Origin of the sequence: Yersinia frederiksenii ATCC 33641 (assembly GCF_000754805.1) — a bacterium.
GTDB lineage: Bacteria > Pseudomonadota > Gammaproteobacteria > Enterobacterales > Enterobacteriaceae > Yersinia > Yersinia frederiksenii.
The window spans coordinates 3497003-3523318 of the sequence record NZ_KN150731.1 but is presented as its reverse complement, the minus strand read 5'-3'; the positions used below and the strand labels follow the sequence as shown (position 1 = coordinate 3523318).

Below are 26316 nucleotides of genomic sequence, written 5' to 3'. Positions count from 1 at the left end.
GAAACCAATTGACGTTATCGGTACAGGCAAATTGAGGGAGGACAGCGCGCAAGAACCGGAGCATACATCAGTATGTGACGGTGATGAGCACTGCCCCGAAGCTCAAGCTGGCAAACAAGATAGTCAATTTTAGAGGCCGGGTGCCTTCCATAAAGACGTCGTCAACCCACTATCCACCAGCGTCAACTGGTCGGTATACACCGCTTGCCAGTTTGTTTTGGCTGCTTGATAGAGTGCTTTATGCTCGGTATTTGGCGTATATTCTCGCTCCCAACGAACCAAGCGCTCACCGGTTTTATCCAGCGCCTCATAGAGCCCAACACCGACGCCTGCCGCAATGGCGCAACCTAACGCGGTGGCTTCCTTAACAACCGGCACGCGCACGGGAATTCCGATGACATCCGCCAAGATTTGGCTCCACAATTTGCCTTTTGATCCTCCGCCCGCAAAGACGACGGAAGAAGCTTTGACGCCAGAAAATTCGGCAATTTGAGCCAGATTACAGGCCGAAACTATAGCGGCGTTCTCTTCCAACGCGCGGAATAAGGTGGCTTTGTTGCATTTTTCAGGGTCGAGTGAAAGGTTGATAAATGAAGGTGCAGCGTGATACCAAGATTTAAAACGCATCACATCGGAGAATATAGGCATTACCCCGTAAGCGCCTGCGGGGACGCGTGCCGCCATATCTTCTAACAAACTGTAAGTATCTATACCCAGCCGCTGTGCCAACAATTTCTCTTCGGCACAAAATGCATCACGGAACCAGCGCATCGTCAGGCCGGTAAAGAAGCTGATGGACTCTGCTTGCACCATACCGGGAATAACATGGGGATTGATGCGTGTATTCATTTTGGGGTCGGTGATTGGTTGAGGCAAGTTGACCACCTGTTGCCAGAAGGTACCGCCCAATATCGCCGTTTGTCCCGGTTGTACCACTCCAAGCCCCAAGCAGCCAAGTTGTACATCGCCACCGCCCATCACGACTGGCGTTCCTGCCAGCAAGCCACACTCTTCTGCTGCTTGTACCGTGACATGGCCAAGTAAGGTGCCCGTCTCTTTGACCGGCGATAAAATATCGGCACGTAATCCGGCCATTTCCAGCAAGTTTGGCTGCCAGTTACGGGTGACTAAATCCAACATTCCGGTGGTGCCTGCATTAGAAGGGTCAACCGCCAATTCGCCACTGAGCATATTCGCCAACCAGTCGCTTATCATGGTTAACGTCCCCGCCTGACGATAAATATCGGGCCGGTAATGTGCCAACCACAGCAGCCGTGGCATCGCACTCAGCGCCAGTGTCTGGCCAGAGCATTGATAGACTTCCAGTTCAAATCCATCATTATGCAGCTCTTTCAGCTCACTCACTTCACGACTAGCACGCGCATCCACATTGGCGCAGGCCCAGATTGGCTTGCCGCTGCGATCATAGAGCACAATACCCTCGCGCATTGAGCAAGCCGCCACCGCGCGGATAGCGCTGGCCGGGAGTTTAGCCTGATGCAGTGCCTGGCGAATGCACTGGCAAGTCAATTTCCAGTTGGTGGTTAAATCAAACTCCATCGACCCTGGGACATCAGGCACCGGAAGATGTAGCCATTCAGCCTGCCCGGCTGCTATCTGATGACCATTAAGATCAAATATCACAGCCCGAACACTGCCAGTGCCGGCATCCAGAGCCATCAGGTATTCACCCGACGTGGTGGTCGTACAGAGTTGACTCATTGCGCTATCCTCTGTTTTATATGGATTTATGAATAAACCAGTCCTCTACTGCCATAAATGAAATTTTGTAAAAGAAAAAACTATTGGCGTCATTGTCGCAGTCAGGTTAGGTGCGCCCAGCGCGGAAAAACCGGAGCTGGCAAGTAAAATAGCCAATCAAATCAGTTTAATAATAGAACGTGCGGTTAGCTCATCAGTGACTAACGCATTCACATACTTGCCTTGTAGCGCAGCAACAATTGCCTCTGATTTCTCAACCCCACCCGCGACACCAATGACCGTCGGGATATTGGTCAGTTCTGCCAGTGAAATACCGATCAATTCCTGATGAATTTGCATATCTGGCACTAATGCGCCATCGGCCTGCATAAAGTAGCCGAGAATATCGCCGACCGCCCCTTTGCGGCTGAACATCAGTTGTTCACCTTCACCGATATAACCGGAGCGCAAAATAGTGGCTTCTTTTTGCTGATTCACCGAGCCAATACCAACCACCGCAACATCCGCCGCTCGTGCCGCTAGCATCACATCCCGCACACTGTTTTCCTGACGGAATGTTTCGGCCACTTTGGCACTGGACGCACGCAACGGCGCAGGAATAATACTGACCTGACAAGCGGCATCTAGCTGACCAATTCCGGTCATATAAGAGCCAACTCCGCCGGACAGTGTCACCAAGCGAACTTGCTGTGAGGCGATAAAACCACTCAAATGCTGTAGTGCACACATGGTGGTTTCGCCAAACCCCACTGCCAGCAGTTGTTGCGGTTGTATCAACGCCATCAATAAGTGCGCGGCACCAATACCCAACCGGCTACTGATACTAAGATCTGCCAGAGAAGGCAGGATGCGGATATGCTTGAGGCCAAAATGCTGTTGCAGTTGGTTTTCCAGTTCCAGACAACCTTCATAACGCGAATTAATCTGTACCCGGATTACCCCGGACTGACGGCCTTTCTCCAGTAATCTGGAGACTTTCAGCCTGGTCAGCCCCAGCAGTTCGCCAATATCCCCTTGTGTTAAGCCATCGTGATAATAAAACCACGCAATGCGAGCGAGCAGTTCCTCTTCACTCATGCTATTACCCGGATATTTGTATTCATCGTTGGACGACATGGGTTTTTCTTTCATTACCGCTTTTTCTTTCATCATTCCCGACATTTCTCTTCTGACTTTACTGATCATTCATCGGCTCAATCCCAGAGCCATGAATGTTAAATATCACTTGATAACTACGCTAACAGCTTAAACAACATATTTGAACATATTTTAATTTAAATTTTTTTATTCACAGAAATGTGATCTTGATTACGCCATAAATGGGATTATACAGCTATCTTTTTTGAACACTTTTAATTTTAAATTATTTTTGTTCACTTGGAGCTACGATGTCGCAGACTATCATCCCCCCGCTACCGCTGCTCCAAGTACGTGGTATCAGCAAACAGTTTTCTGGTGTAGTGGTATTGAAAAGTATCGACTTTACGCTGCTGCCGGGTCAGGTCCATGCCCTATTGGGGGGGAATGGTGCAGGTAAATCGACATTGATGAAGATTATTGCCGGCGTGCTGCCACCAGACAGCGGCACCATCGAGATCAGTGGGCAACCCTGTCTTAACCTCACGCCTGCCAAGGCTCATCAGCTAGGTATTTATCTGGTGCCGCAAGAGCCAATGCTATTCGCCAATCTGTCAGTGCAGGAAAATATTCTGTTCCGGTTACCCAAGCACCAAGCCGATAAAAAGAAGATGGCGCAGTTGCTGCAAAGCTTGGGCTGTCATTTGGATTTATCGGCCAGTGCCGGTTCACTGGATGTCGCCGACCAACAATTAGTGGAGATCATGCGTGGTTTGATGCGTGACTCACGTATTTTAATTCTTGATGAACCCACCGCTTCGCTAACACCAGCGGAAACCAATCGCTTATTCAGCCAGATAAAAATGTTATTGCAGCAAGGTGTCGGCGTGGTCTTTATCTCCCACAAATTGCCGGAGATTCGTCAGTTGGCCGATTGGGTCAGTGTCATGCGCGATGGCGGCATCGCCCTGAGTGGGGCAACCGCCGATTTCTCAACCGACACTATTATTCAGGCTATTACCCCGCAGGCTAAAAATAGTGAATTATCTGACACCCAAAAATTATGGTTAGAGCTACCCGGCAACCGCCGCTCTCAAGCTCGCGCTCAGTCAAATCAACCGGTGATACAAGTGAGCGATCTGAGTGGTGAAGGTTTTGCCCATATCTCTTTTGAGGTTCGTGCTGGTGAAATTCTGGGGTTAGCGGGCGTCGTGGGTGCGGGCAGAACTGAGTTGGCCGAAACCCTCTATGGCTTACGCCCCGCCAGTGGTGGCCGCGTCTTACTAGAAGATATCGACATCACTACCATGAAAACCGTCAATCGTCTGGCTACGGGCCTGGTTTATCTGCCAGAAGACCGGCAGGCGTCCGGCCTCTATCTGGACGCTCCATTAAGTTGGAATGTGTGCTCATTGACTCAGAGCAATCAAGGGTTATGGACTCACCCGGCACAGGAAGCTGCCATTCTGGAACGTTATCGTCGAGCGTTGAACATCAAATTCAATCACCTCGAGCAACCGGTGCGCACTTTATCCGGGGGTAACCAGCAAAAACTGCTGATTGCCAAGTGTCTGGAGGCCAATCCGCTTTTACTGATTATTGATGAACCCACTCGTGGTGTGGATGTGTCAGCCCGCAGTGATATCTATCAATTGATCCGCAGTATTGCCGAGCAGCATGTGGCGATCATTTTTATCTCGTCAGATCTAGAGGAAGTCGTGCAGATGGCGGATCGCGTGTTGGTAATGCATCAAGGAGAAATCAGTGGCGCACTGGATGGCAGTGCCATGAACGTCGATACCATTATGCATTTGGCTTTCGGTGAACATCATACCGACGCCCATCAGTCCGCTGAAAATGAGGGCGCATCATGTTGAAATTTATACAAAATAACCGTGAAGGCACCGCACTACTGGCGATTCTCGCCTTATTTGCCCTACTCGGCGTGATCGACAGTAACTATTTTAGTCTGCAAACCTTCACCATGATCTTCAGCAGCGCGCAGATCCTGATCCTGTTGGCGATCGGTGCCACGATGGTGATGCTAACCCGCAATATCGATGTCTCTGTCGGCTCCATTACCGGTTTATGTGCAGTGACAGTGGGTATGGCACTCAATGCCGGTTTCGGATTGGCACTCTCCTGCTTGTTTGCTCTGCTGGTGGGCATGTTGGCCGGCTTCTTTAATGGCATTTTGGTCACTTGGCTGAGGATCCCGGCGATTGTCGCCACCCTGGGTACGCTGGGGTTATATCGCGGCCTGATGCTCTTACTAACGGGTGGCAAATGGATCGAAGGGTTACCCGCCGATCTCAAAAGCTTATCAACGCCCATTCTGTTTTCTATCTCGCCCATTGGCTGGCTGATTATGTTGCTGATTATCGCCATGGCCTTATTACTGGGGAAAACAGCCTTTGGCCGCAGCATCTATGCCACTGGCGATAACTTGCAAGGTGCACGTCAACTGGGAATCCGCACTGACAGTATTCGCATTTTTGCTTTCTCAATGAATGGCGTGATGGCGGCGTTGGCCGGGATCGTCTTTGCCTCACAAATTGGCTTCATCCCGAACCAGACTGGCAATGGGCTGGAGATGAAAGCCATCGCCGCCTGTGTGCTGGGTGGGATCAGTCTGTTGGGTGGCACTGGCACCATTATTGGCGCGATCCTCGGGGCTTATCTACTGACACAAATCGACAGTGTGCTAGTCCTACTGCGCCTCCCGGCTTGGTGGAATGACTTTATCGCCGGTTTGGTCTTGCTAGGAGTGCTGGTGTTCGATGGCCGCCTGCGCTGCGCAGTAGAACGCAATCTCCGCCAACAGAAATATGCCAGATTCTCCACTCATCCAGTCAGGGACGATAAGAAGAAGAAAACCAATAGCAATAAATCGTCGAACGATAAATCCGTTAATAACAACAAGCCTTTTAACAAAATCAAAAAAGAGGTGGCACGATGAGTCTTTACACGAGCTTTCACCGGCGTTACGGATGGGAACTGGCTCTGGCTGCTTTGTTGGTGCTGGAAATCCTGCTGTTTGGTTTATCAAATTCGCGCATGTTGGATATCAATGTGCTGCTGTTCAGTACCAGTGACTTTATCTGTATCGGCATAGTGGCTCTGCCGCTGACGATGGTGATTGTGAGCGGCGGTATCGACATCTCATTTGGCTCCACAATTGGATTGTGCTCAATATTCTTAGGCGTGATGTTCCAAGCCGGTATCCCGATGAGTATCGCCATCCCACTGACATTGTTGGTCGGTGCACTGTGCGGGTTGATTAACGCCGGGTTGATTCTGTATACCGGCGTCAACCCGCTTGTGATTACCCTCGGTACCATGTATCTGTTCGGTGGCAGCGCACTGCTGCTATCAGGTATGTCGGGTGCCACAGGTTATGAAGGGATTGGCGGCTTCCCAACCGCCTTTACCGATTTTGCCAACCAAACTCTCTTCGGCCTGCCAATACCATTGGTTATCTTTATGGTCTGCGTATTGCTGTTCTGGCTGCTTATGCACCGCACCCACAGTGGCCGCAACGTTTTCCTTATTGGGCAAAACAGCCGAGTGGCACGTTACAGCGCTCTGCCTGTCGCGCGCACCCTATGCATTCTGTATGCCCTAACCGGCGTGGCCTCTGCCATTGCAGCCGTCTTATTGGTTTCTTACTTCGGCTCTGCGCGCTCTGATTTAGGGGCATCATTCCTGATGCCGGCTATCACTGCCGTCGTCTTGGGGGGCGCCAATATTTATGGCGGTTCTGGCTCCATCCTGGGTACAGCACTGGCGGTATTACTGGTGGGTTACTTGCAACAGGGCCTGCAAATGATTGGCACACCAAACCAGATATCCAGCGCACTGTCCGGTGCATTACTGATTCTGGTGGTGGTTGGCCGCTCCATTAGCCTGCATCGGCATCTGATTTATGAATGGCTGCAACGTCGTCGCAGCAGACACACCCTAGGTTAACACTTTAATTAATATAGAAATTATTGTAGCGAAATGCCAACACCTCTCTACCCCTTACAGAACAGTGATTCGGAGAATGCAATGAAAACACCAAGATTAAAAAAGCTGGCGCTGGTTTGTGCCCTCGGATTTACCTGTATCACTTTTGGCTCTATACATGCCGCGCAAGCGGCGGAGCGCATCGCATTTATCCCGAAACTGGTCGGGGTTGGCTTCTTCACCAGTGGCGGTAAAGGTGCCGTCGATGCGGGTAAAGAGCTGGGCGTGGATGTCACCTATGATGGACCGACAGAGCCCAGTGTTTCGGGCCAGGTTCAGTTGATCAATAACTTCGTCAACCAAGGCTATAACGCCATTGTCGTCTCTGCGGTTTCACCGGATGGCCTGTGCCCGGCGTTAAAACGCGCCATGCAGCGGGGCGTCAAAATTCTGACTTGGGACTCTGACACCAAACCAGAATGTCGCTCGATTTATATCAACCAAGGGACACCAAATCAATTAGGGTCAATGTTGGTTGATATGGCAGCCAATCAGGTGAAAAAAGACAAAGCCAAAGTGGCGTTCTTCTATTCCAGCCCAACAGTGACCGACCAGAACCAATGGGTGAATGAAGCGAAGAAAAAAATCCAGCAAGAACACCCAGGCTGGGAAGTGGTAACCACCCAGTTTGGCTATAACGACGCCACCAAATCATTGCAAACCGCGGAAGGCATTTTGAAAGCATATGGTGATCTCGATGCCATTATTGCCCCTGATGCTAACGCCCTGCCCGCCGCAGCCCAGGCCGCAGAAAACCTGAAACGCGACAATGTGGCGATTGTCGGCTTCAGTACCCCGAATGTGATGCGCCCTTATGTTGAACGCGGCACAGTCAAAGAGTTCGGCCTGTGGGATGTGGTGAATCAAGGCAAAATCTCAGTGTACGTTGCCAATGAAATGCTGAAAAAAGGCGACCTGAATGTTGGCGATAAAATTGATATCCCGAACATTGGCATCGTCGAAGTGGTACCAAACAGCGTGCAAGGTTATGACCATGAAGCTAAAGGCAACGGTATTGTCTTACTGCCGCAGCGGGTCATTTTCACCAAAGAGAATATCGACAAATACGATTTCTAATCTCGGCGGCCCGCTGCATGGTGGCGGCGGGCCACACTATTATTTCTCACCTCCGTTTGGAGTAATTACAGATGGCTGATTTAGACGATATCAAAGACGGTAAAGACTTCGGAATTGGCGTGCCGCAGAAAAATCCTGCGTTTACGCTAAAAGGCTGCGGCTCGCTTGATTGGGGAATGCAATCTCGTCTGGCGCGGATTTTCAATCCAAAAACCAACCGCACCGTGATGCTGGCATTTGATCACGGCTATTTTCAGGGGCCGACCACCGGTTTGGAGCGGATTGATATCAATATCGCCCCGCTGTTTGATTATGCCGATGTCTTAATGTGTACTCGCGGTATTTTGCGCAGTATCGTTCCTGCGGCCGCTAACCGCCCAGTGGTGCTGCGTGCATCTGGAGCTAACTCGATTCTGACCGACTTATCCAACGAAGCCGTGGCTGTAGCGATGGAAGATGCTTTGCGGCTCAACTCCTGCGCCGTGGCGGCACAGGTTTACATCGGAACCGAGCATGAGCATCAGTCAATCAAGAATATTATCCAGTTAGTCGACCAAGGCTTGCGCTACGGTATGCCAACTATGGCGGTAACTGGCGTCGGTAAAGACATGGCCCGTGACCAGCGCTACTTCTCTTTAGCGACACGTATCGCCGCCGAAATGGGTGCGCAGGTGATCAAAACCTATTATGTCGACACTGGCTTTGAGCGCATTGCTGCCGGTTGTCCGGTACCTATTGTGATTGCTGGCGGTAAAAAATTGCCAGAGCGGGATGCGCTGGAAATGTGCTATCAGGCCATCGACCAAGGTGCGTCTGGCGTGGATATGGGCCGAAATATCTTCCAGTCAGAAGCGCCCATTGCCATGCTGAAAGCAGTACATGCTGTGGTACATAACAATGAGAATGCAGAAACGGCTTATCAGCTGTTCCTACATGAAAAAGGTTAAATATAAATAGCTGCCAGCCTTTGGCTGGCAAGCGATGACAAGGAGAAAGCCATGCATGTCACCCTCGTCGAAATTAATGTAAAAGATGACAAAGTTGAGCAGTTTATTGAGGTTTTCCGTGCCAATCATTTAGGTTCTATTCGCGAGCCCGGAAATTTACGTTTTGATGTGTTGCGGGACGAAACTATTGCAACCCGCTTTTATATCTATGAAGCCTATGCCGATGAAGATGCAGTGGCAGCCCATAAGAAAACGCCGCATTACCTAAAATGTGTCGAAGAACTGGAAGGGTTGATGACCGGCCCACGTAAGAAAACAGTCTTTATTGGTCTGATGCCTTAATCGATACGGGCAGTAGAACTTTTATGCTGCCCACATTTTCTGCTGTAGTTTCTCTTTTGTTTCATTGATTAAATCTCTCACGCAATTGTTTAATTTCATCCGGTTTGAATTCATGTCCACTAACAATGCAACTTTCATCAAATTTTCGCATTGTTTCTGCTGGGATGGCACCGACAGAAAATAATCCTAAGGCAGCGCTGTGACTTCAAATGGAATATCTTGCTCGAAACAACTAAGGGTAAAAGTGGCCAACACATCCGAATAGAAAACTTCAGCTATCTGCCGTGAAGGATTAGTCTCTGTGATGCGAACTTCCATATACATGCCATCGCGCACAACATCACTGCCACAGATAAATTCATAATCCACACTACCGACTCGCATTTTATTCAGCCTTTTCCGTTTTCTCGGTAACTTTCCATTTTCCGTTAACCCACTCGCGGGTGGTCAATACCACTGACTCACCATCTGCGGTATAGGCTTCGGTCACTTCCTCTATCAGCACCGGCTTATCATTGGCAAGCTGATAAGTTGAGGATTGATGCCAACAGCAACCACTTTTGGTAAAAGTAGTAATGGTTTTCGTTTTTTTGTCGACGCCAAATAGACCTAGATTAGTACTGGCCAGTTCCGTCAAACTAGCATTAATACGGAACTGTTGTTTGGCAACATCGAACAGATAAATATCGTAAGATGGCCCACCATAACCACCGCTATTACCATTACGTAGCGCAATATCATCATGGTTATCAAAGTTAATATCTTCGATAACCAATCCACTATTATTATCGCCATACATCTCTATCAAGTTAGTTGTGGCTTTACCTTTGGTATCCAGCTCAATAAAAATATTCTCCATCGCAATACGCTGGAATAGTTCACCACGATCTTTCTTGAAAATATCTAGGGCGCCCGCCCCTTCGCAAGTCGGATAGGATTTATCATCATTGCACCCCGCCACACTGAGAATAAAATCCCATTGCTCGGAGGCACCTTTAATAACAGAAACATTGCCACTGCCAGACAGCGCTTTAATACGGTTTATCATGCTATTACTCAGACAGACATCATCCTGACACAGGTCACGCTCTTTCAACCAGGCCAGCTGTTGCTGTTTCGCCACCACTTTATCCTGCTGCTTAATATGGGCCTGATAATCTTTATTTAGTACCGCATCCAATTGCAGTAACTGGCTGCTGGAGCAGATATTCTTCTCTGTCACTGTCGTCGCTTTACTGCAATCCATGGCAAAAATTGCGTTGGAAAATAATGAGATGGGAAGAAAAAGCAGCAAAGATAAGTTACGCATGATAGTCCTGTGAAATAGAGAGCATCGGTTAGGATAAATGCCAATAAAACAGTAGCATGAAGCTGACAACATTTCATTGAGCTAGTTATCGTGCTCAACCGACTTATGATAATAAATAGCTCGGTTATCAGATAACGCCTATCAGAAAAATGCATCTTGTACGTTATTCTTAGCGCCGAAGATAATGATTGGCAGCCTTTCTGCGATATTGCGCGCTATCGCTGTGCTCTCCACTGTAAACAGGAGTTTCTATGAATATCACTCATCGCCTGACACTGGCTCTGGCGTTCTCCACCACACTGCTAGCCGGTTCAGTTAATGCAAATAGCTTATTGGACTCAGTAAAAAGTGCCGCAGACCAGTACAGCAAATCAGGCGACAGCTCATCTTCACTGTCGTCACTAACCGGTTTACTTAATGGTGGAGATAAAGGCCTGAGTGCCAGTTCCATGACTAATGCCACCGGTATATTGCAATATTGCGTGCAAAATAACGTGCTATCCGCCAATGGTACCACTGCCATTAAAGACCAATTAATGAGTAAATTGGGGATCACCAGTACTGAAAATGCCAAGAGTCAGGATTATCAGGAAGGTTTAGGTGGATTGCTGAAAATGGGCGAAGGCAAGAGTTTGAATCTGAATGATCTAGGTAGTGAGCAAATCACAGAAAAAATCAAAACCAAAGCCTGTGATTTAGTGCTGAAACAAGGTAAATCATTCTTATTGAATTAACAAAATGAGAAATAGCAAAGCGCGGCTTATGTCGCGCTTTTTATTTATGGATATATTCTATCTAAACATCCCACTTTTAGTTCATCCCTATTTGCCGCCTAAGAAAATATTTTGCCGATGGTAGGCCAGTTGCCCCTCATCAGGAGAAAACTGAACTGGTAAACGCAGTTTACGTCCTTCATATTCAGTAAAATTAACTTCGCTGATACGGCTTTTGAGTTTTTTGATTTGCGTGGATAACACCATTTCCAAATGCTCATTAAAGGTAATGAGTCCTTTATCAAAAGCCCGGTCATGCAAGCTGGAAAGGCACAAACCATTGCTGGGGTTAAGCCGATGCTCTGCACCATGGCTCCAAGGGCGAATATGGCTAGCCACTAATAACATCGGCTCTTCTAATTCAGTAATACAGCAGCGATTCTCATAGATCTGTAGAACATTTTTACGGAACAACTGCTGACCAATTCGAGCATTAATAATGGAAACTCTTTCTTTACCACTGAAGTCTTTAATCCCGCTATCAAAGAGTTGAGTCACCGGTTTTTCTAGCTGGCTAATTGCCTGCTGACATTGCTGTTCAAAAGCTTCTGTATTCTCATTCATTTCTCGCCACAAGAGCCGATCGGCGTTAGAAGCCCCAGTTAGCCCCTTGCGACCTGAGTCGATAATAAAAGGGTCCAAACTGGCGAAATTAACTAACTTCATGGCTAATGCTGAAGGTGTTCGACCTATCAACTCGGCATAATGAATAATATCAGGATTCCTGGAATGTAATTTTCCAAAGGGGATTTGGCTATACAGTGTAAATGCCACTAACAGCTGTTCTCGTGTCCAATGATTTGCCGCCGCCATGCATCGCCGTCCAAAGTTAGTGAGCCATTTTATTGAATGGATTAACTATGCCAGGTACATAAGGAAATAGGGAGTCACTTGTTTTATTAAATAATAACGACAGTCACATTGGCGACCAAAAGCAGCTGAGAGGCTTTCCTGAGCTATACTTTTCACAATGTGCCGACTAGGCAATATCTTGATGATTTGTGAATTAATAAGGGTCTGATGGAACAATAAGTGTTTTCAGCAGCATGGCATCTTGAAGATGAAGGCGATCCAAATACAGTACTGTCGATCGCCAATAGCGCGTTTAATGCACTACAACGTTATTATTTCTAATCGCAAGTCGTCATTATCGAATTAAAAACTCCCCATGCTCTGAGGAGTTTTTATACGATTTACAACAACATTAAATCGCCTTTTCTGATTCAACTGGGTTTTGATTGCGACTGATGGCCACTTTGAATACCCAGTAGATAACGCTGGCGGCAACCAATGAGTTGATGGTCGGAATCCCCCACTCAGTCACCAACCCCACCACACTGCCGACAATACTGGCAATAATCGCCACCCAGCCGATGGTTGGTGTTTCGTCAGGTAGTTTTCCTTCCTGGCGGCTTTTATCCAGAATCTTGCGATGAGTTCGCAATATATAATAGTCCACCAGCATAATGCCGATAATTGGCGGGAACACGACGCCCAGAACAGTGAGGAAGTCGACAAAACGATCCAATATTCCCAAAACAGACAGTGTGGTACCCAATACACCAATAACTAACGTGGTGAAGGTATATTTCAGTTTTTTACCCGTTAAGCCTTCAACTGCGTTAACAATACCGAGTGATGAAGAGTACAAATTGAGGTCGTTGACCCTTAATGTAGAGAACACCACAACCAGCAGGCCCGCACCACCAGCCGCTTGAGACATAATGGTCACAACATCCGCTGTACCAAGAGTTTTCGCAATCAGAATAGCCAGGCCGTTGACGATAAACTCCCCGGCTATGATAGTGAAGATTGTCACCCCCAGAACATGCTTACCATTTTTGGAGTAGCGCGTCAGGTCAGGGGTCATCAGGCTCGCCACAATGGCTCCCCCCACAACAATCGTAATACCCGCGCTAATCGGCAGAGGGTCACCCGGTGGAACTAATTGGATGATTTCGTGGATATTATGACCTGACAAGGTGGTTATTGAGATATAAGCCACCAGCAAAATAAACATCGGCACCGCAATGCGGGCAGCAATACGCAGTGCTTTAAAACCAAAGGCAACCAAGATGGTGAGCAAACTCCCCGATAAGGCCGCCGCAAAGCCGAACCCCAGTTTATGGCCTAAGGCAAAATCGAGAGATTTAGCAAAAATCGCGTTTTGAATGCCAAACCAGCCGAGCAAACTGACAGCAACGACAATGCCGATAAGTACAGAGCCTAAACGACCAAAACCACACCAACGGGCCAGCAAACTGCCGGAAATCCCTTCACGCATCCCCGCCAGACCAAGACCGTAAGTCACCACACCAAATATTATGCTGCCGATAAGGATCGCAGTGAATGCATCAACCAAAGTCATGGAATTACCGAGTACTGCGCCCAGCATAAATTGATCCAGCGCAGTCAACATTCCCATATGAACAATAGCAACACTTAAAAACGAAACCCTTTTATCCTGTGGCACTCGGCTCAATGGATAATCTTCAATTTTGATCACGATAAGGTGTACCCTTAGTTGTCAGATAAACTGGATCCCTTTTGCCACCAGTCGATCCGGAATATAATTATCCAAATGTGCAAATTTGCAAAACTCCTCAAATTGTTGCAACGAGTGGACATCAGATTTTTGATAAATAGTATATATTCTATTTTCTATCGTTTTAGTACTGATGTTATATATCTTGGCAATTTCTTTAACAGAAAATCTTTGCAGCATTAAAAATATAACGTCAAGCTCAGCCCGAGTGAAGGTACTGCTATTAATTTCAGTTGTGAGAACACTGGGTTTTTGTTGGTTTATATATTTTAGTGGGGATAAAGTATTAAGTGGTTTAGCACTCCACATAACACCGATAACTTCTTTTCTATCATTATAAATAGGCAGCTTTTCACTGATATAGGGTGTCAGAGTATCTTTACCATACCAATAATGTGTTTCTATTACGGTAACGCGGTCTTGGGACTCTTCTGTCCTTTTATCATGTTCAATAAACTCTGGAGAAAACTCAGCCCAATGAGCTGGAAACTCATCATCCATCTTCCCTTCTATCTCAAAACTCAATGGCGTATTGGTATAGAGGTAAGCAGCCTTATTCATATAAATATGACGAGAGTTTAGATCTTTAATGCCCCATGGCTCACTTAAGTGTTCCATCATGGCAATAAGGCCCTTGAAATAAATTTCATTATTTTTATCGGGCAAATCCATGATGACCTCGTCGATCAAAAATGGGTTAAAGTTCTTTCGCCAAGTAGAATCTGGTATGTTTTTTGGCATACCCTCCTAAATTGCCATATACGCTATAACCTAACTTTTCATAAAAACCTCTGGCCTGAAAATCGAAAGTGTCCACATAAGCCATGTGACATCCACGCTTAATCGCTTCTTCTTCAGCCTGTTCCATTAACTGGCGACCATAACCACTTTTACGATATTCATCACTGACCCAAAGATATTGGACTTCAAGCCCGCCCCACCATGTCCTGGCAACTAATCCTGCAACAATTTTACCGTTGTCATCGGTAACAGTGAGGAGTAACGGGTGAATGTCTACGACTTCTGTTTTATTATTGTGAGCCCAAAGTCCATTGATGACATACTCTTCGTCTGCTGGATTTGGCGTATCCGTAACGTTGATATTCATTTTCGCAACATACCTTCCGTGTTAATAATTGTAATCAAATTAATTAATCTTAACCACCTGTAATATCATTTTCCTTAAAGTGTTACAAGAGTGGTTTTCACCCGTTCCCCCCATGGTGTTAAGTGTCTATATTTATTGTGACAGAGCTAAAAAGTACCAACACGATTTGCATGGATATCCTGTTTTTATCAAGCTCTGTCTACAAATGCTGATATCGCCTCACCAGGGCCTCATCGGGGAATCCATTCATAATTCACGGCTCCACCCGTAGAGCAAGAGCAACTTGCCACAGGGAGGAGCCGCTCATCAATGCAGCAATCCATAAACCCTACTACTTAATATTGATGGCCCTATTGCAAATAGTCTGTGGTGATAAGCTAATATTGGCTTTAAGAGGCAGGAACAAGCATGGACCTTTTCTATGTCCGTCATTTTCGGGCCAAGAATCATGCGCCAGACTGGAAATAGAATATGTTGCGATAACCGGGATTTTAAGAAAGTTAGCCTCCGAAATGCGCAACGGTGTACGCCCCCGGAAGCCACGAAGAATAGCGTGATTACTCGTCGAAGAACCAATAGCCCTGATTCACCAAGTCGGTTAACTCAGCGATAAAAGCTGGATTTTTCAAGGCTTCACCCAGCTCTTTCTCCCCAATAATGGTGTAGCGACACAGTACATCAGCCGCTTTAGGATCGACAGTATCCAGACGCTCATTGTTGATGAAGAAGCTGTCAGCAACTCGCAGAACCCGTAGCCCACTCAAGCGCGTCAAAACCGCCCCTTGCTTCAAGGCGTCGGCAATCTCATCTTGCTCGTAAGGCGGCTCTGCCGGGGCGATATCCAGCTCGTGGCGCGGCGTTGTCGCGAAACGGCCAAACCACTGTTTAAAATCTTCCGGCTGATTAATCATGTCGAGCATCATTTGGCGCAAACGCGCAAGTTCATAATCCTCTACCTGCCCCGGATGCTCCCGGCAGGTTAAATCAGGGTCGCTATAGTGCTCACCGCCAAGATCGTTCTCCAGCACATAGTCCGCGAAACTGCTGATTAAATCCCGGCCGTTCGGCCCACGAAAACCGACCGAGTAGTTAAAAGCGGTTTCATGGGTAAAACCGTCATGTGGGAAGCCCGGCGGAATATATAAAATGTCCCCCGGAGCCAAGTCTTCATCAATGATCGGCGTGAAAGGCTCGACGTGCAGCAGTGCTGGGTGTGGGCAAAACTGCTTCAGTGGAAGCTTATCACCAACGCGCCAGCGACGGCTGCCCATCCCTTGAATGATAAAAACATCGTACTGGTCGATATGGGGCCCGACACCGCCGCCCGGAACAGAAAAGGAGATCATCAGGTCGTCTAAGCGCCAATCCGGTAACACCCGAAATGGGCGCACCAGTTCGGCTGACGGGGCATGCCAGTGGTTAACCGCCTGTGCTAACAGCGACCAGCCGGTTTCGCCCAGATTATCAAAGTGCTCAAATGGCCCATTACTGGCCTGCCACAGGCCATTTTTATGGCTGACCAGACGGCTATCAACCTCAGCTTCCATCGCCAGACCCGCCAGCTCATCCGGCGTAATAGGATCAACAAAGTTCGGGAAGGCATTTTTCAATACAACAGGCTGTTTTTGCCAGTATTTCTCTAAAAATTCGGGCCAATTAAGATTCAGTTGATAAGCCATGCTTTCATACCAGTAAGAGGAAAAACGGCCCTGATTATAAAGTGGCTAATACCTTAGCCGCCTTGTCATTGGTCAAGGCGGTGCGAATCTTGGCAAACGGTGCTCCGGCAATAGGAGGATTGCCACCGTGTGCTAGTTTTCTTTTTGCGGATCACATTTTTCGGACATGGCTATTCCCACACAAAAACCACGTGTTATTATTCACGATGTAAATCCCTTTCAACTCATACCGAGGCTTGATGCTGGAGAATGTAATCATCCGATAATCAGCTTACCGACCTTTTCAGGCCGGACTGGTTATCAATGCGCCGAAATCGAATGCGGACACCGCTGTGTGTTTGCACGTTTTGCACATGATGATTAACAGGTTTTCCAGTATGAATTTATCCCGTCAGGAACAACGTACCTTACACGTTCTCGCCAAAGGTGGACGTATTGCGCACATCCGCGATACCTCCGGGCGCATCACATCGGTTGAATGTTATAGCCGCGAAGGGCTGCTGCTCAGCGACTGCACACTCGCCGTCTTCAAAAAACTCAAAACCAAAAAACTGATCAAGTCCGTTAATGGTCAGCCATACCGCATCAACACCACCGGGCTGAATAATGTTCGAGCCCAGTTGGATAACTGCTAAGGAGATAGCGATGGACGCCATATTTTCCCGTGACTTGTTTTCCCGTGACTTGTTCTCTCGTGAATATGTCCACGCCAATATGATGGGGCCGAACGCCCTGCTACTGGCGGAAGAAGTCTGCGCGTCACTGGCGCTAAAACCCGGCATGCGAGTGCTCGATTTGGGTTGCGGCACCGGTCTGACGTCAATGTATCTTGCGAGTCAGTTTGGTGTTGAGGTGGTCGCAATGGATTTGTGGATTGCCGCTGCAGATAACGCACAGCGCTTTGAAGAGAAGGGAATGAGCCAGCAGATTACGCCCTTGAATATGGATGTGGCTGACCTCCCACACCAGAAGCCGTTTCCTGAAAACAGTTTTGATGCGCTGCTAAATATTGATTCGTACCACTACTTCGGTGCCAGCTCGTCGTTTTTCGATAGCCACCTCGCACCGGTTATCAAACCCGGCGGGCGCGTAGCGATTGTTGTGCCCGGATTAAAAACACCTTTTAACCAAGGAGTCCCACCAGAGTTGGCACCTTTCTGGCAGCCGGAGATAAACTTCTTTACTGTCGACTGGTGGCGACAACTTTGGCAACAAAGCGCATTTTTACAGATAGATATGTGCACCGAGAGCGAATGCTGTGAGCAAGCCTGGTTGGAGTGGTTGGCCTGCGATAACCCCTACGCGATTCGCGATCGCGACATGATGAAGGCGGAAAATGGGCGCTGGTTCAATTTCACCAAAATGACCGGAAGCATCAACAAATAAAATCACGCCCCTATCTTAGGATTGGGGCACAAGGAGTTTCTATGGATATCAGCGATATCATTCTTATTAGCCAACCGATAAAACTGTCGGCAGATGAAAGCAAAATCCCTTGGGATGCCCCCGACTTTAGTCAGCGCATGCTGGATAACCACCTGTCGCAGGAGCACGATTGGGCCAGCCGGAAGCTAGCGATCATCGAGCAGCAAGTCGACTGGATTACCCAGCAACTTCCTGCTAACGCGCGGGTTCTCGATCTCGGTTGTGGTCCAGGGTTCTATAGCCAGTTACTGGCACAACGCGGCTTTCACTGTACTGGGGTGGATTTCTCGCCCGCCTCTATCGAGTATGCCCGCCAACAGTCGCTGGCAGCAGGGCTCAACATCGAATACCAACAGCAGGACGTCCGGGAATATACCCCGGCTCAACCATTCGATTTCATTATGATGACCTTTGGTGAAATCAATGTTTTCAGTGCCACAGAAGCCCGGGATCTGTTGCGCCACTGCGCACAGTGGCTGACTCCGAAAGGTAAATTGCTAGTTGAAGTACATGATTTTGCTGAAATAAAACGTCAGGGTCTGGCAGAACCAAGCTGGCAACGCTGCCCGCAGGGGCTGTTTCTTGCCAATCCTCACCTATTACTGACGGAGAATATTTGGGATGAAGAGGCGCAGACCAGTTCAACCTTATTCTGGGCAATAGAAGAAAATGGTGCTGTCACGCGGTTCGGTAATCAAATGACGGCATGGCGAGATGCTGAGTATCAGCAATTGCTGACCGAGTGCGGTTTTCATCTCCCACAGCGGGTCGATATTACCGCATGGCCGGTGAGTAAGACATTTGAAGGAAAATTGTTTGCTCTACTGACTCATGTTAGCGATTAAAACTTTATCAGCCTGGTGCTTTAGCCAGGCTGAATAGTGAGCAGAGAGTTATGTGGGATGATTACACTCGCCACCTTGATATCGATAACCAGTGCCATGCACGGTGCGAATCAATACAGGATTAACGGGGTCGAGTTCAATAGTCTTGCGAAGCTTGGAAATGTGCTGGTCCAGTGTCCGGCTCTGCGGCAAATGGTCATATCCCCACACCGCATCAAATAACATATCCCGGGTAACGACTCGATTTTTGTGTTGATAAAGATAACGCAGAATATTGACTTCGCGCAGTGACAGCTCAAGGCGCTGCTCACCTCGGGTCGCGCACAGCTCATTCGGAATAACCGTCAGATCACCAAACGGGAAGCCAGCATCCTCTTCCGAGAGGGGGGCTTGTCGTAGACAACGGCGGGCAATAGTCTTGATTCTGGCGCGCATCTCATGAATACCAAAGGGTTTACTGATGTAATCATCCGCCCCCAGTTCTAATCCAATCACCCGGTCAATCTCTTCATCCTTGGCGGATAGAAAGACAATAGGTATCTGCCAGTTGTGCTTGCGGATCTCCCGGCAGACTTTATAGCCATCAAGTTCCGGCATCATGATATCGAGAATAATAAAATCCGGCTGCTGTTGACGGTAAAGCGCCAGTGCCTGAACACCATTTTCTGCCGCGATAGGGTGATAACCTTCATGCGCCAAAACCTCCATCAGGCCATTGCGAATATGGGCATTATCTTCGGCAATTAATATTTTCACGTTGATGGCTCCTTGCCTATGTTGGCTTTTTCATACGGTGTGATGGGCAGTTTAAGGGTAAAACAGCTGCCTGTTGGGTCACTGCTGACTAAAATTTCGCCCTGCAAACTTGTCGCCAGTTGCCTGGCAATAGTGAGCCCGATACCGGTACCTGAAACACCCTCGGTAATGTGGCTTTTCACGCGATAGAAAGGCTGGAAAATGGCTCTCAGTTCTTTGGCGGCAATACCGCTGCCGTAGTCTTGTACCCGAATCAATACCATGCTGTCGGACTGCTCGGCCATCAATTCCACCCGCTTTCCCTGCGCCGCATATTTTTCGGCGTTGCTGAGAAAGTTACTGATAATTTGTGTCAGCCGATCGACATCAGTTGTGAGGTGAATATCGCCATTAACAATTAGCACCAATTCCATATCTTTCGCGGCAAAAGCGGGAGTAAAGGCGTGGTAAATATTGTTGAGCAATGGGCGCAACATTACTGGCTGCAAGTGGACTTTTGGCGCATTGGTAAAGCTGAGGATATTTTGAATAAGACGAGAGAGCCGCTGGCTCTCATTGAGGATCACCGCAAGATAGCGCTGACTGGGGCTAGAGGGCGGACTTTCCTCCGGTTGTAATTCCTGAAGCATTTCGGCATACAGAGAGATGTTGGTCAACGGCGTTTTTAGCTCGTGAGATACCTGCCCCACAAAACTAACCTGCTGTTGCGCGAGCCGCAACTGACGGGTGTACTCGCGGTACAGGTACAACATTGCCAACCCAATAATCACCATCAGAAGCCCCAACATCAGCCCGCCCCAAAGGTACAGAGGAGTGCTGTTCACCGCTTTGGCATAATAGTCGATCTGCCAGGCGCTTAGTGGGTAAGGCAGGTGTTGGGAGTTCAATGCCACCCGATCGCTGGCTAACGTTTGATAATCACTTTGGTAGAGCAAGCGCCCATCATCCAGCACCTGCAATGTGTTCGGTGCATAGTCAAAATCCAGCGAGTTAATCACATCAGACAATAGTTTGACGTAGGAAACCTTAAAACCAACCACGTGGCTGCCCTGCTGCTGCCAATAAATGAGCAACGGATCGCTAGAATCACGACTAAGGTACCAGCCGGAGGTTGGCTGGGTCTGTTCGTCGGTAAAATGGTGGCTGTAGAGTAGACTCGGATCTTGCACAATAGAAGTGATGGCCTGCACCCAGCTTTTTTCTTTTTCCGTCAGCGCAAACTCGGCATTGGGGAATAAAAGCTGATTTTTCTTCAGCACAAACAGAGCATCAATACTGCTCTCCTGTGCGACCAATGCATTGAGAGTTTTGCTGTCCAAATTAATATAGGAAGCAATCGAGCCAAGGCGCACAGCATTTTGATTCAGTAGAGCCAAAATAAAAGTACTAACTTGCTCAGTATGGCTTTGGGCTAAACGTTGGTTTTGGTAGTGACGTAACAGAGTTTCATGGGTCAGCGTACGATAGCCAAAATAGGCAATCGCGGAAAAAATCACTAATGTGATAAAGGTAAAAAGAAACAGACTTTTCGACGATTTCATCTTCCATCCCATGGAAACGCTGAGCCAACCCACTGACTCAGCATAAAATTAACTGTTACTTCTGCTGTTGTTTGACATTGTAGTTCTGTTCTTTTAATTCCTTACGGTAGGTGGCGGCATCTTTACTGTCAATATCCTCCGCCAGCTTGAGCTGCTTAGTCGTGCTCTCTCTCACTTTTCTCTCGGCGACAGGGCTGGAGAATGACATAGAGCCTAATGCGGCAGCATTGGATTCTAATACTTTCTTCGCCTCTTCCTTATTCCCTGCATCGATAAGCCTGATGGCTTCGTCATTGGCCAGAGCCGTTTTTTGAATCTCTGACTCTGCCAAGACTTCTTCCAAAACTGCATCACTGACCTTGGCGGCCGACTTGCTGTAGCTGACGATAACCCGCTCATTGACATTATCTTGCTGCTTGCTGCTGAGATTAAGGTAACTGACACTGACGTCAGCCAGATTTTTTTTCTGATTATCACTCCCCTTCTCTGGTATCACCTCCAGCAGAATGTATTTCTCCTGATTGGAATAAAGCTGGTTTAGCTTTACGTTAACCGTATTACCCGAGATAGCCCCGTCACGACCTAGCAGCCGGATGGGTTTCACTTGACTGCTCGTTTTAATCTGGACGATGACATCTTGTGCTACCACCGACATCACATCTTGAAACTCTTTGGTAAAAGCACTCTCCAAATCGGCAGAATTGGCCACGAAGGAGTGATTACCGTCACTGTAGCCAGCAATAGCAGTCATCAGGTCTTCGTTATAGTCTTCACCCAGACCGATAGTGGTAATAGCAATCCCCTTTTTCGCAGCCATTCGAGCCAGATCGGAGAGCTCACTGATAGAAGTTGGGCCGGTATTCGCCTGTCCATCAGACAGCAGAATGATGCGGTTCACTTGCTCAGGATTCAGGTTTTTATCCACCTGACCAATGCCCTTGCTGACACCGGCAAATAAGGCCGTCATTCCCATCGGGTGGATATGCTGTTGAATCTTGGCAATCAGCGCTGGCTTATTATTGACTTTAGTTGCCGGAATAATCACTTCAGCATTGTTGTCATAGGCCACCACCGATAACGTATCACTGGCATCAAGCATATTCACTGCCAGAATTGCAGCTTCTCGCGCCTTCTCGATACGGTCGCCGGTCATTGAGGTAGAGCGGTCAATCACCAATGCCAGATTAATTGGGCTACGACGTTTGCTGTCGAGATTAAAACCCGTCAGAGATATTTTTAGGTAATTTTTATCTTCACTGTTGGCCAACATGACTGGCGCAGAAAGTTCTGATTTCACAGTGACGGCGGGAGTTATCGCCTTGGCCATAACAAATAGCGGGAGCATGAATAAGATAAATAAAGTTGCTGCCTGTTTTATTCTCACGACCTGTTTTATTAACATGATAAAACCTCTTGTGCAGGACTCGGGGAGTAGTGCAGCGATTATTCATCTTATCATGCGGCGAGTTGTCTGTTTGCTGTATAAAGTTGTCAAAAGTTTGTAAAACAGAGCGATAGCAAGACTCCCCCCCTAAATTTAAAACCAAAATCAGTTCTATTTTAAACAATAAAAGCCCTAACTTTTTAATCAGGACTTTGCCAGCGTGAATATAACCTAATAACAGGCTATTAGTTTTTGGGCTTCAGAGTGACTGAGCCATCATTCTTTTTCTTCGCCCATACTCTTAGCCCAAACAATAATCATAATCCCCCGATGGCAACAGCCATGAGGCAGCGAACCGATCTGACGATATAGCCCACAGTTAAGCACTACTCAATCAACCAGACAGCAATCGTTATGAATCGAAACAGCAAGTTATAAGTGGTAGTGATGGTATGGGGTGCTGACAGCAGCTTGGTAAATATGCGCACCATTCATGCTGTTGACTGAAAAACAAAAATAGCCCTACAGGACTGGATTTCAGCTACAAAAAGGTGTCCGTGGCCCCCCATTTACGTACTCATAGTGGTTAAAAAATCTAAATAACATCATTTCTGGTTAAATTGACAACATAAAATACCGAGTAAGCCACTAACTGTAATTTAGTCCAGTAAAGGTCTGAGTGGCTATTGAAAGATTTACCACCACACATTAGGATTAGCACAATATATTGCGTTGCATTTAAATTTAAGCACAATATATTCCACATCAATACTTCGACTAAAAGGATTTAGGCCATGAGTAAAAATACAAAACAAACATCTGGTAAAGTCGCTTCCGTTGCAGCCAAGACTTTAAATGATCCTAACTCTTCTGCAATCCAGAAAAGTCTGGCTGGTTCGGCTCTCTCTCAACGAGGAACACCCAATCAGACAAGTGGAGAAATGGAACATAAAGCATCTGTTGCACTTGATAATCCGCATTCTAGTGCATTAACCAAACAGTTAGCAGCGTCTGTATTAGCACAAGCGAACAAAGAGCGTAAATAAACGCTGTCTTGATTAAATATTGGGGGCTAAGGCCCCTTTGGGAAGACTGACCAACTGGAGGCCCAAGAGCCGCGCGCAGTGGTAATTTTTATAGATTATTTTTTGGATCGAATCATTCTCTCTCGGTTGTCATCTACATAATCAGCCCATCACTGAACCATTGGTCCTTCAAAAATCGAAAACCTCCCCTTCTCATGCTTTGTTTAATAATCTCGTTTTTAAGTTAACGCTGCTCGCCTGCAGCGAATAATAGCAATATTAAGACTGACATCCCTGAATTATCCCACTTTATGTAATAAAATATATTCGACGATATTTTCAAGAATATTCTCAATATAAACTAAGATTATCCTCTTATGAATTTTACGTATTTTATTTTTTTTGCCAATTATTATCAAAAAAACAACTTCAACCTATTATAAACCCAAGGTGAACTGTGCTACTTTCATCGCGCTAAAATATAAATCAGCATTCTTTTATCTGGGGTAAATAGCCCTTGAGATTTAGTATTCGTTACGTGTCAGTGTATTTTTATCAATGCATATCGCCGCTGATAAACATTGCTTTCAAACCGCCCCAAGGGGGTACGGTACGTCTCTTTTTGTAATGGGTGATATGGCATCATCTCACCGCATTTAATCTTTTTGAGGGTTTTATGGACAAAACATTATTGGCCGGCATTATCAGTCTATCTTTCGTCACATTACCTGTTCAGGTCTGGGCTTTTACACCGATTGTAGAGGGGATAACCGTCAACAATGAAGTCGTTGATAATGGCGGACAAATTGTGCGTAACGGTGGTGTCATTAATAATGGCCGGGTTCACGGACACATCAATAATGGTATTGTTTCAAAATCCCACATTGCTGTCACCAACGGGAGCAGTGCCGGCACAGCCAATAATACCACTGTGGATGATGGCGGTTGGTTCGAGGTTACCGATGCTTTTGCAATCGGTACTATTGTTAATCAGGGCGGGTTGCTTGGGGTTAAAACTGCGGGGATCGTGACAAATAGCCAGATTAATGATGGCGGCTATATGACTCTGGGACTCAATAGCCAGTCGAAAGGCTATCTCAATATCGCCGCGGGTGCAGAACTTTTTATTTCCAATAATGATACCTATACCAGCGATGTGACCACCCACAATCCCGCCCTGCCTGCCAATGTCACCATTGAAAACCTCACTGTAGCGGGCTTAGTCGACCTTGGCCCTTCCTGGGTAGGCACGAGTGTGGTGCCGGTTTCGCCTCCTGAAGTCCTGGGGCCGGTGCTGGTGACCCGAATCAACAATGTGACAATGCAAGGGGGGCATATCAACCTGCAGCCCTATTCTGCCGGTGGGCAATTTAACCGGCTGGAGATAGAGAATCTGTCCGGTCAGGGTAATTTTGCCATGACCACCCAGCTTGCCAGCAATGCCGGTGATTTTATTACAGTCTCGCAGCAGGCGACCGGTCAATTTGGTATTACTGTTCAAGACAGTGGTAAAGAGCCGCAATCCGCCAGCAGCCTGGCATTGGTACATGTTAATAGTGGCGATGCTCAATTCAGTTTACTCAATACGGGCGGTGTAGTGGATTTAGGCGTTTATCAATATGGGCTATACAAACAAGAAACTAATGGCAGCACTGACTGGTATTTGGCGACTAACGCAGCAGACCTCCCCGTTACAGTACCAAATAAAATCGCTACAACCCCAGTGCTCAGTTCCGCGGCACAAAATGTGCTGAATATGGCCGCAGCACCGCGGCATATCCTGAATGCGGAACTGAGTACCTTGCGTCAACGCCAGGGCGAATTAAAAACGGATGCTGATGGCACTGTTGGTGTTTGGGCTCGCTATCTTACTGATGACAGTCGGTTGTCTGATAATAAAAATGTCTCTTTCAAAAATACTTTAAGCGGCATGGAGATTGGGGCTGATAAACAACTCGGATTGAGTCGGGGTAATGTGTTGCTCGGCGCATTTACCGGCTACAGTTCATCCGATGTCAAAGCGACTCGCAGTAATGGTGGAAATGGCGATATTCGCAGTTACAGTGGCGGCTTCTACCTGACCTATCTGGATCAAAGCGGGCTTTATATTGATACGGTGCTCAAAGCTAACCGTTTTAATAATGAGTTGAGTGCTCAGGGTGCCCGTGCAGAATACAGCCAGAATGCGTTTACCACCTCTTTAGAAAGTGGTTATCAGTTGCCTGTTTATACCAATCTTGTACTAGAGCCTTATGGCAAAGTAAGTTATTCACGTATTGGTAGTGCAAATTATGCCCTCAATAACGGTATGGTTGCGGACGTGGCTAAAGCAGATAGCATTCAAGGTGAGTTAGGCTCAATATTGGCGGCCTCTTATACTGTGAATCAAATGGCGATCAAACCTTATGTTAAACTGGCTATTGCCCGTGAATTTATCAAAACTAATGCAGTAGCGATTAATGGTATTGGCTTCGATAATAACTTTTCCGGTAATGTCGGAAAATATGGTGTGGGTGTTGATGCCACCGTTGCCAGTAATGCCACTATTTTTGCTGAAGTGGATTATCTCCATGGTTCAAAAATTGAAACACCAATAACGGCTAATATTGGATTCCGTGTTCGTTTTTAAATTTTTTGGCCCTCTCTTTGGGGGCATTACTTTTTAATTCTACGTTCCATCACTCGTATCATCTTTAAAAAAACAAGAATCAACCTAAAGAAATAAGATTTTTCCCACGATTTAATATTTATCT

The 26316-nt window shown here is 47.2% G+C and carries 23 protein-coding genes and 2 pseudogenes; 12 read left to right on the top strand and 13 right to left on the bottom strand.

The annotated features are described in order from the left end of the window. Window positions 1-129: 129 nt before the first annotated feature. Together lsrK and lsrR are read right to left on the bottom strand one after the other, a co-directional pair. A complete protein-coding gene (gene lsrK, locus DJ58_RS06140) occupies window positions 130-1722 on the bottom strand; it encodes an autoinducer-2 kinase (RefSeq protein ID WP_004711455.1) in 1593 nt (530 codons plus the stop codon). 156 nt (window positions 1723-1878) lie between these two features. Then, a complete protein-coding gene (gene lsrR, locus DJ58_RS06145; protein WP_172460452.1) occupies window positions 1879-2874 on the bottom strand; it encodes a transcriptional regulator LsrR in 996 nt (331 codons plus the stop codon). Between the two features lie 236 nt (window positions 2875-3110). Between lsrR and lsrA the strand changes: the two genes are divergently transcribed. From lsrA to lsrG, 6 genes are all read left to right on the top strand, one after another. Then, a complete protein-coding gene (gene lsrA / locus DJ58_RS06150; protein WP_004711452.1) occupies window positions 3111-4676 on the top strand; it encodes an autoinducer 2 ABC transporter ATP-binding protein LsrA in 1566 nt (521 codons plus the stop codon). Further along, complete coding sequence (gene lsrC / locus DJ58_RS06155) at window positions 4670-5758, top strand: autoinducer 2 ABC transporter permease LsrC (RefSeq protein ID WP_032911668.1); 1089 nt, start codon at window positions 4670-4672, stop codon at window positions 5756-5758. Before lsrA ends, lsrC begins: the two co-directional genes overlap by 7 nt. Further along, a complete protein-coding gene (lsrD, locus tag DJ58_RS06160) occupies window positions 5755-6768 on the top strand; it encodes an autoinducer 2 ABC transporter permease LsrD (protein WP_032911667.1) in 1014 nt (337 codons plus the stop codon). The genes lsrC and lsrD overlap by 4 nt, the downstream gene beginning before the upstream one ends. 81 nt (window positions 6769-6849) lie before the next feature. Continuing rightward, window positions 6850-7884, top strand: a complete 1035-nt coding sequence (lsrB, locus tag DJ58_RS06165; protein ID WP_032911666.1) for an autoinducer 2 ABC transporter substrate-binding protein LsrB — start codon at window positions 6850-6852, stop codon at window positions 7882-7884. Window positions 7885-7955: 71 nt separating this feature from the next. Beyond that, window positions 7956-8831 carry a 3-hydroxy-5-phosphonooxypentane-2,4-dione thiolase gene (gene lsrF / locus DJ58_RS06170; RefSeq protein ID WP_004711444.1) on the top strand — a complete coding sequence of 292 codons (876 nt, stop codon included), beginning with the start codon at window positions 7956-7958 and terminating at the stop codon, window positions 8829-8831. 51 nt (window positions 8832-8882) lie between these two features. Further along, on the top strand, window positions 8883-9173 hold the full coding sequence (gene lsrG / locus DJ58_RS06175) for a (4S)-4-hydroxy-5-phosphonooxypentane-2,3-dione isomerase (protein WP_004711442.1): 291 nt from the start codon (window positions 8883-8885) through the stop codon (window positions 9171-9173). A 67-nt stretch (window positions 9174-9240) separates the two neighbouring features. Here the strand turns inward: lsrG and DJ58_RS23920 are convergent. The 3 genes and pseudogenes from DJ58_RS23920 to DJ58_RS06185 all read right to left on the bottom strand — a co-directional run. Next, window positions 9241-9375, bottom strand: a pseudogene (locus DJ58_RS23920) (helix-turn-helix domain-containing protein); the annotation flags it as partial. Continuing rightward, entirely contained in the window at window positions 9360-9557 is a 198-nt protein-coding gene (locus tag DJ58_RS06180; protein WP_004711438.1) for a hypothetical protein, read from the bottom strand. The gene DJ58_RS06180 and the pseudogene DJ58_RS23920, both read right to left, overlap by 16 nt. Before the next feature lies 1 nt (window position 9558). Next, a complete protein-coding gene (locus DJ58_RS06185) occupies window positions 9559-10482 on the bottom strand; it encodes a lysozyme inhibitor LprI family protein (RefSeq protein WP_004711437.1) in 924 nt (307 codons plus the stop codon). A gap of 251 nt (window positions 10483-10733) precedes the next feature. On the opposite strand from DJ58_RS06185, the gene DJ58_RS06190 reads away from it, so the two are divergent. After that, complete coding sequence (locus DJ58_RS06190; protein ID WP_004711434.1) at window positions 10734-11216, top strand: YjjA family protein; 483 nt, start codon at window positions 10734-10736, stop codon at window positions 11214-11216. An 87-nt stretch (window positions 11217-11303) separates the two neighbouring features. Here the strand turns inward: DJ58_RS06190 and DJ58_RS06195 are convergent, their stop codons facing one another. From DJ58_RS06195 to DJ58_RS06215, 5 genes are all read right to left on the bottom strand, one after another. Beyond that, window positions 11304-12068 carry an HNH endonuclease gene (locus DJ58_RS06195; RefSeq protein WP_004711432.1) on the bottom strand — a complete coding sequence of 255 codons (765 nt, stop codon included), beginning with the start codon at window positions 12066-12068 and terminating at the stop codon, window positions 11304-11306. Between the two features lie 391 nt (window positions 12069-12459). Continuing rightward, window positions 12460-13761, bottom strand: coding sequence for a cytosine permease (locus tag DJ58_RS06200; protein WP_004711429.1), 1302 nt, complete (start codon window positions 13759-13761; stop codon window positions 12460-12462). 21 nt (window positions 13762-13782) lie between these two features. After that, complete coding sequence (locus tag DJ58_RS06205; protein ID WP_004711427.1) at window positions 13783-14472, bottom strand: helix-turn-helix transcriptional regulator; 690 nt, start codon at window positions 14470-14472, stop codon at window positions 13783-13785. Between the two features lie 25 nt (window positions 14473-14497). Next, window positions 14498-14908, bottom strand: coding sequence for a GNAT family N-acetyltransferase (locus tag DJ58_RS06210; protein ID WP_004711425.1), 411 nt, complete (start codon window positions 14906-14908; stop codon window positions 14498-14500). A 557-nt stretch (window positions 14909-15465) separates the two neighbouring features. Beyond that, the gene (locus DJ58_RS06215; RefSeq protein ID WP_004711423.1) at window positions 15466-16587 is read right to left on the bottom strand and encodes a ribosomal protein uL16 3-hydroxylase; all 1122 of its coding nucleotides are present in this window, start codon (window positions 16585-16587) and stop codon (window positions 15466-15468) included. Between the two features lie 377 nt (window positions 16588-16964). On the opposite strand from DJ58_RS06215, the gene DJ58_RS06220 reads away from it, so the two are divergent. The 3 genes and pseudogenes from DJ58_RS06220 to DJ58_RS06230 all read left to right on the top strand — a co-directional run. After that, window positions 16965-17222, top strand: coding sequence for a YjhX family toxin (locus DJ58_RS06220; RefSeq protein WP_004711421.1), 258 nt, complete (start codon window positions 16965-16967; stop codon window positions 17220-17222). Between the two features lie 10 nt (window positions 17223-17232). Further along, the gene (locus DJ58_RS06225; protein ID WP_004711420.1) at window positions 17233-17973 is read left to right on the top strand and encodes an SAM-dependent methyltransferase; all 741 of its coding nucleotides are present in this window, start codon (window positions 17233-17235) and stop codon (window positions 17971-17973) included. A 41-nt stretch (window positions 17974-18014) separates the two neighbouring features. Continuing rightward, a pseudogene (locus tag DJ58_RS06230) lies at window positions 18015-18839 on the top strand (class I SAM-dependent methyltransferase); the annotation flags it as partial. Window positions 18840-18905: 66 nt separating this feature from the next. Here the strand turns inward: DJ58_RS06230 and DJ58_RS06235 are convergent. The 3 genes from DJ58_RS06235 to DJ58_RS06245 are packed head-to-tail and all read right to left on the bottom strand — an operon-like array spanning window position 18906 to window position 22556. Further along, complete coding sequence (locus DJ58_RS06235) at window positions 18906-19613, bottom strand: response regulator transcription factor (RefSeq protein ID WP_032911665.1); 708 nt, start codon at window positions 19611-19613, stop codon at window positions 18906-18908. Beyond that, entirely contained in the window at window positions 19610-21154 is a 1545-nt protein-coding gene (locus DJ58_RS06240) for a sensor histidine kinase (RefSeq protein WP_004711414.1), read from the bottom strand. Before DJ58_RS06240 ends, DJ58_RS06235 begins: the two co-directional genes overlap by 4 nt. A 55-nt stretch (window positions 21155-21209) precedes the next feature. Further along, window positions 21210-22556, bottom strand: coding sequence for a vWA domain-containing protein (locus DJ58_RS06245; RefSeq protein WP_004711412.1), 1347 nt, complete (start codon window positions 22554-22556; stop codon window positions 21210-21212). A gap of 776 nt (window positions 22557-23332) precedes the next feature. Between DJ58_RS06245 and DJ58_RS06250 the strand changes: the two genes are divergently transcribed. Together DJ58_RS06250 and DJ58_RS06255 are read left to right on the top strand one after the other, a co-directional pair. Continuing rightward, window positions 23333-23584 (top strand): hypothetical protein, encoded by a 252-nt coding sequence (locus DJ58_RS06250; RefSeq protein ID WP_032911664.1) that lies wholly within the window; start codon window positions 23333-23335, stop codon window positions 23582-23584. Between the two features lie 655 nt (window positions 23585-24239). After that, entirely contained in the window at window positions 24240-26192 is a 1953-nt protein-coding gene (locus DJ58_RS06255; RefSeq protein WP_032913264.1) for an autotransporter outer membrane beta-barrel domain-containing protein, read from the top strand. Window positions 26193-26316: the final 124 nt, after the last annotated feature.

What these genes read in the sequence shown, in the direction of transcription:
- lsrK (WP_004711455.1), bottom strand. Translation starts at nt 1,722, where the DNA reads ATGAGTCAACTCTGTACGACCACCACGTCGGGTGAATACCTGATGGCT.
- lsrR (WP_172460452.1), bottom strand. Translation starts at nt 2,874, where the DNA reads ATGATGAAAGAAAAAGCGGTAATGAAAGAAAAACCCATGTCGTCCAAC.
- lsrA (WP_004711452.1), top strand. Translation starts at nt 3,111, where the DNA reads ATGTCGCAGACTATCATCCCCCCGCTACCGCTGCTCCAAGTACGTGGT.
- lsrC (WP_032911668.1), top strand. Translation starts at nt 4,670, where the DNA reads ATGTTGAAATTTATACAAAATAACCGTGAAGGCACCGCACTACTGGCG.
- lsrD (WP_032911667.1), top strand. Translation starts at nt 5,755, where the DNA reads ATGAGTCTTTACACGAGCTTTCACCGGCGTTACGGATGGGAACTGGCT.
- lsrB (WP_032911666.1), top strand. Translation starts at nt 6,850, where the DNA reads ATGAAAACACCAAGATTAAAAAAGCTGGCGCTGGTTTGTGCCCTCGGA.
- lsrF (WP_004711444.1), top strand. Translation starts at nt 7,956, where the DNA reads ATGGCTGATTTAGACGATATCAAAGACGGTAAAGACTTCGGAATTGGC.
- lsrG (WP_004711442.1), top strand. Translation starts at nt 8,883, where the DNA reads ATGCATGTCACCCTCGTCGAAATTAATGTAAAAGATGACAAAGTTGAG.
- DJ58_RS06180 (WP_004711438.1), bottom strand. Translation starts at nt 9,557, where the DNA reads ATGCGAGTCGGTAGTGTGGATTATGAATTTATCTGTGGCAGTGATGTT.
- DJ58_RS06185 (WP_004711437.1), bottom strand. Translation starts at nt 10,482, where the DNA reads ATGCGTAACTTATCTTTGCTGCTTTTTCTTCCCATCTCATTATTTTCC.
- DJ58_RS06190 (WP_004711434.1), top strand. Translation starts at nt 10,734, where the DNA reads ATGAATATCACTCATCGCCTGACACTGGCTCTGGCGTTCTCCACCACA.
- DJ58_RS06195 (WP_004711432.1), bottom strand. Translation starts at nt 12,068, where the DNA reads ATGGCGGCGGCAAATCATTGGACACGAGAACAGCTGTTAGTGGCATTT.
- DJ58_RS06205 (WP_004711427.1), bottom strand. Translation starts at nt 14,472, where the DNA reads ATGGATTTGCCCGATAAAAATAATGAAATTTATTTCAAGGGCCTTATT.
- DJ58_RS06210 (WP_004711425.1), bottom strand. Translation starts at nt 14,908, where the DNA reads ATGAATATCAACGTTACGGATACGCCAAATCCAGCAGACGAAGAGTAT.
- DJ58_RS06215 (WP_004711423.1), bottom strand. Translation starts at nt 16,587, where the DNA reads ATGGCTTATCAACTGAATCTTAATTGGCCCGAATTTTTAGAGAAATAC.
- DJ58_RS06220 (WP_004711421.1), top strand. Translation starts at nt 16,965, where the DNA reads ATGAATTTATCCCGTCAGGAACAACGTACCTTACACGTTCTCGCCAAA.
- DJ58_RS06225 (WP_004711420.1), top strand. Translation starts at nt 17,233, where the DNA reads ATGGACGCCATATTTTCCCGTGACTTGTTTTCCCGTGACTTGTTCTCT.
- DJ58_RS06240 (WP_004711414.1), bottom strand. Translation starts at nt 21,154, where the DNA reads ATGAAATCGTCGAAAAGTCTGTTTCTTTTTACCTTTATCACATTAGTG.
- DJ58_RS06245 (WP_004711412.1), bottom strand. Translation starts at nt 22,556, where the DNA reads ATGTTAATAAAACAGGTCGTGAGAATAAAACAGGCAGCAACTTTATTT.
- DJ58_RS06250 (WP_032911664.1), top strand. Translation starts at nt 23,333, where the DNA reads ATGAGTAAAAATACAAAACAAACATCTGGTAAAGTCGCTTCCGTTGCA.
- DJ58_RS06255 (WP_032913264.1), top strand. Translation starts at nt 24,240, where the DNA reads ATGGACAAAACATTATTGGCCGGCATTATCAGTCTATCTTTCGTCACA.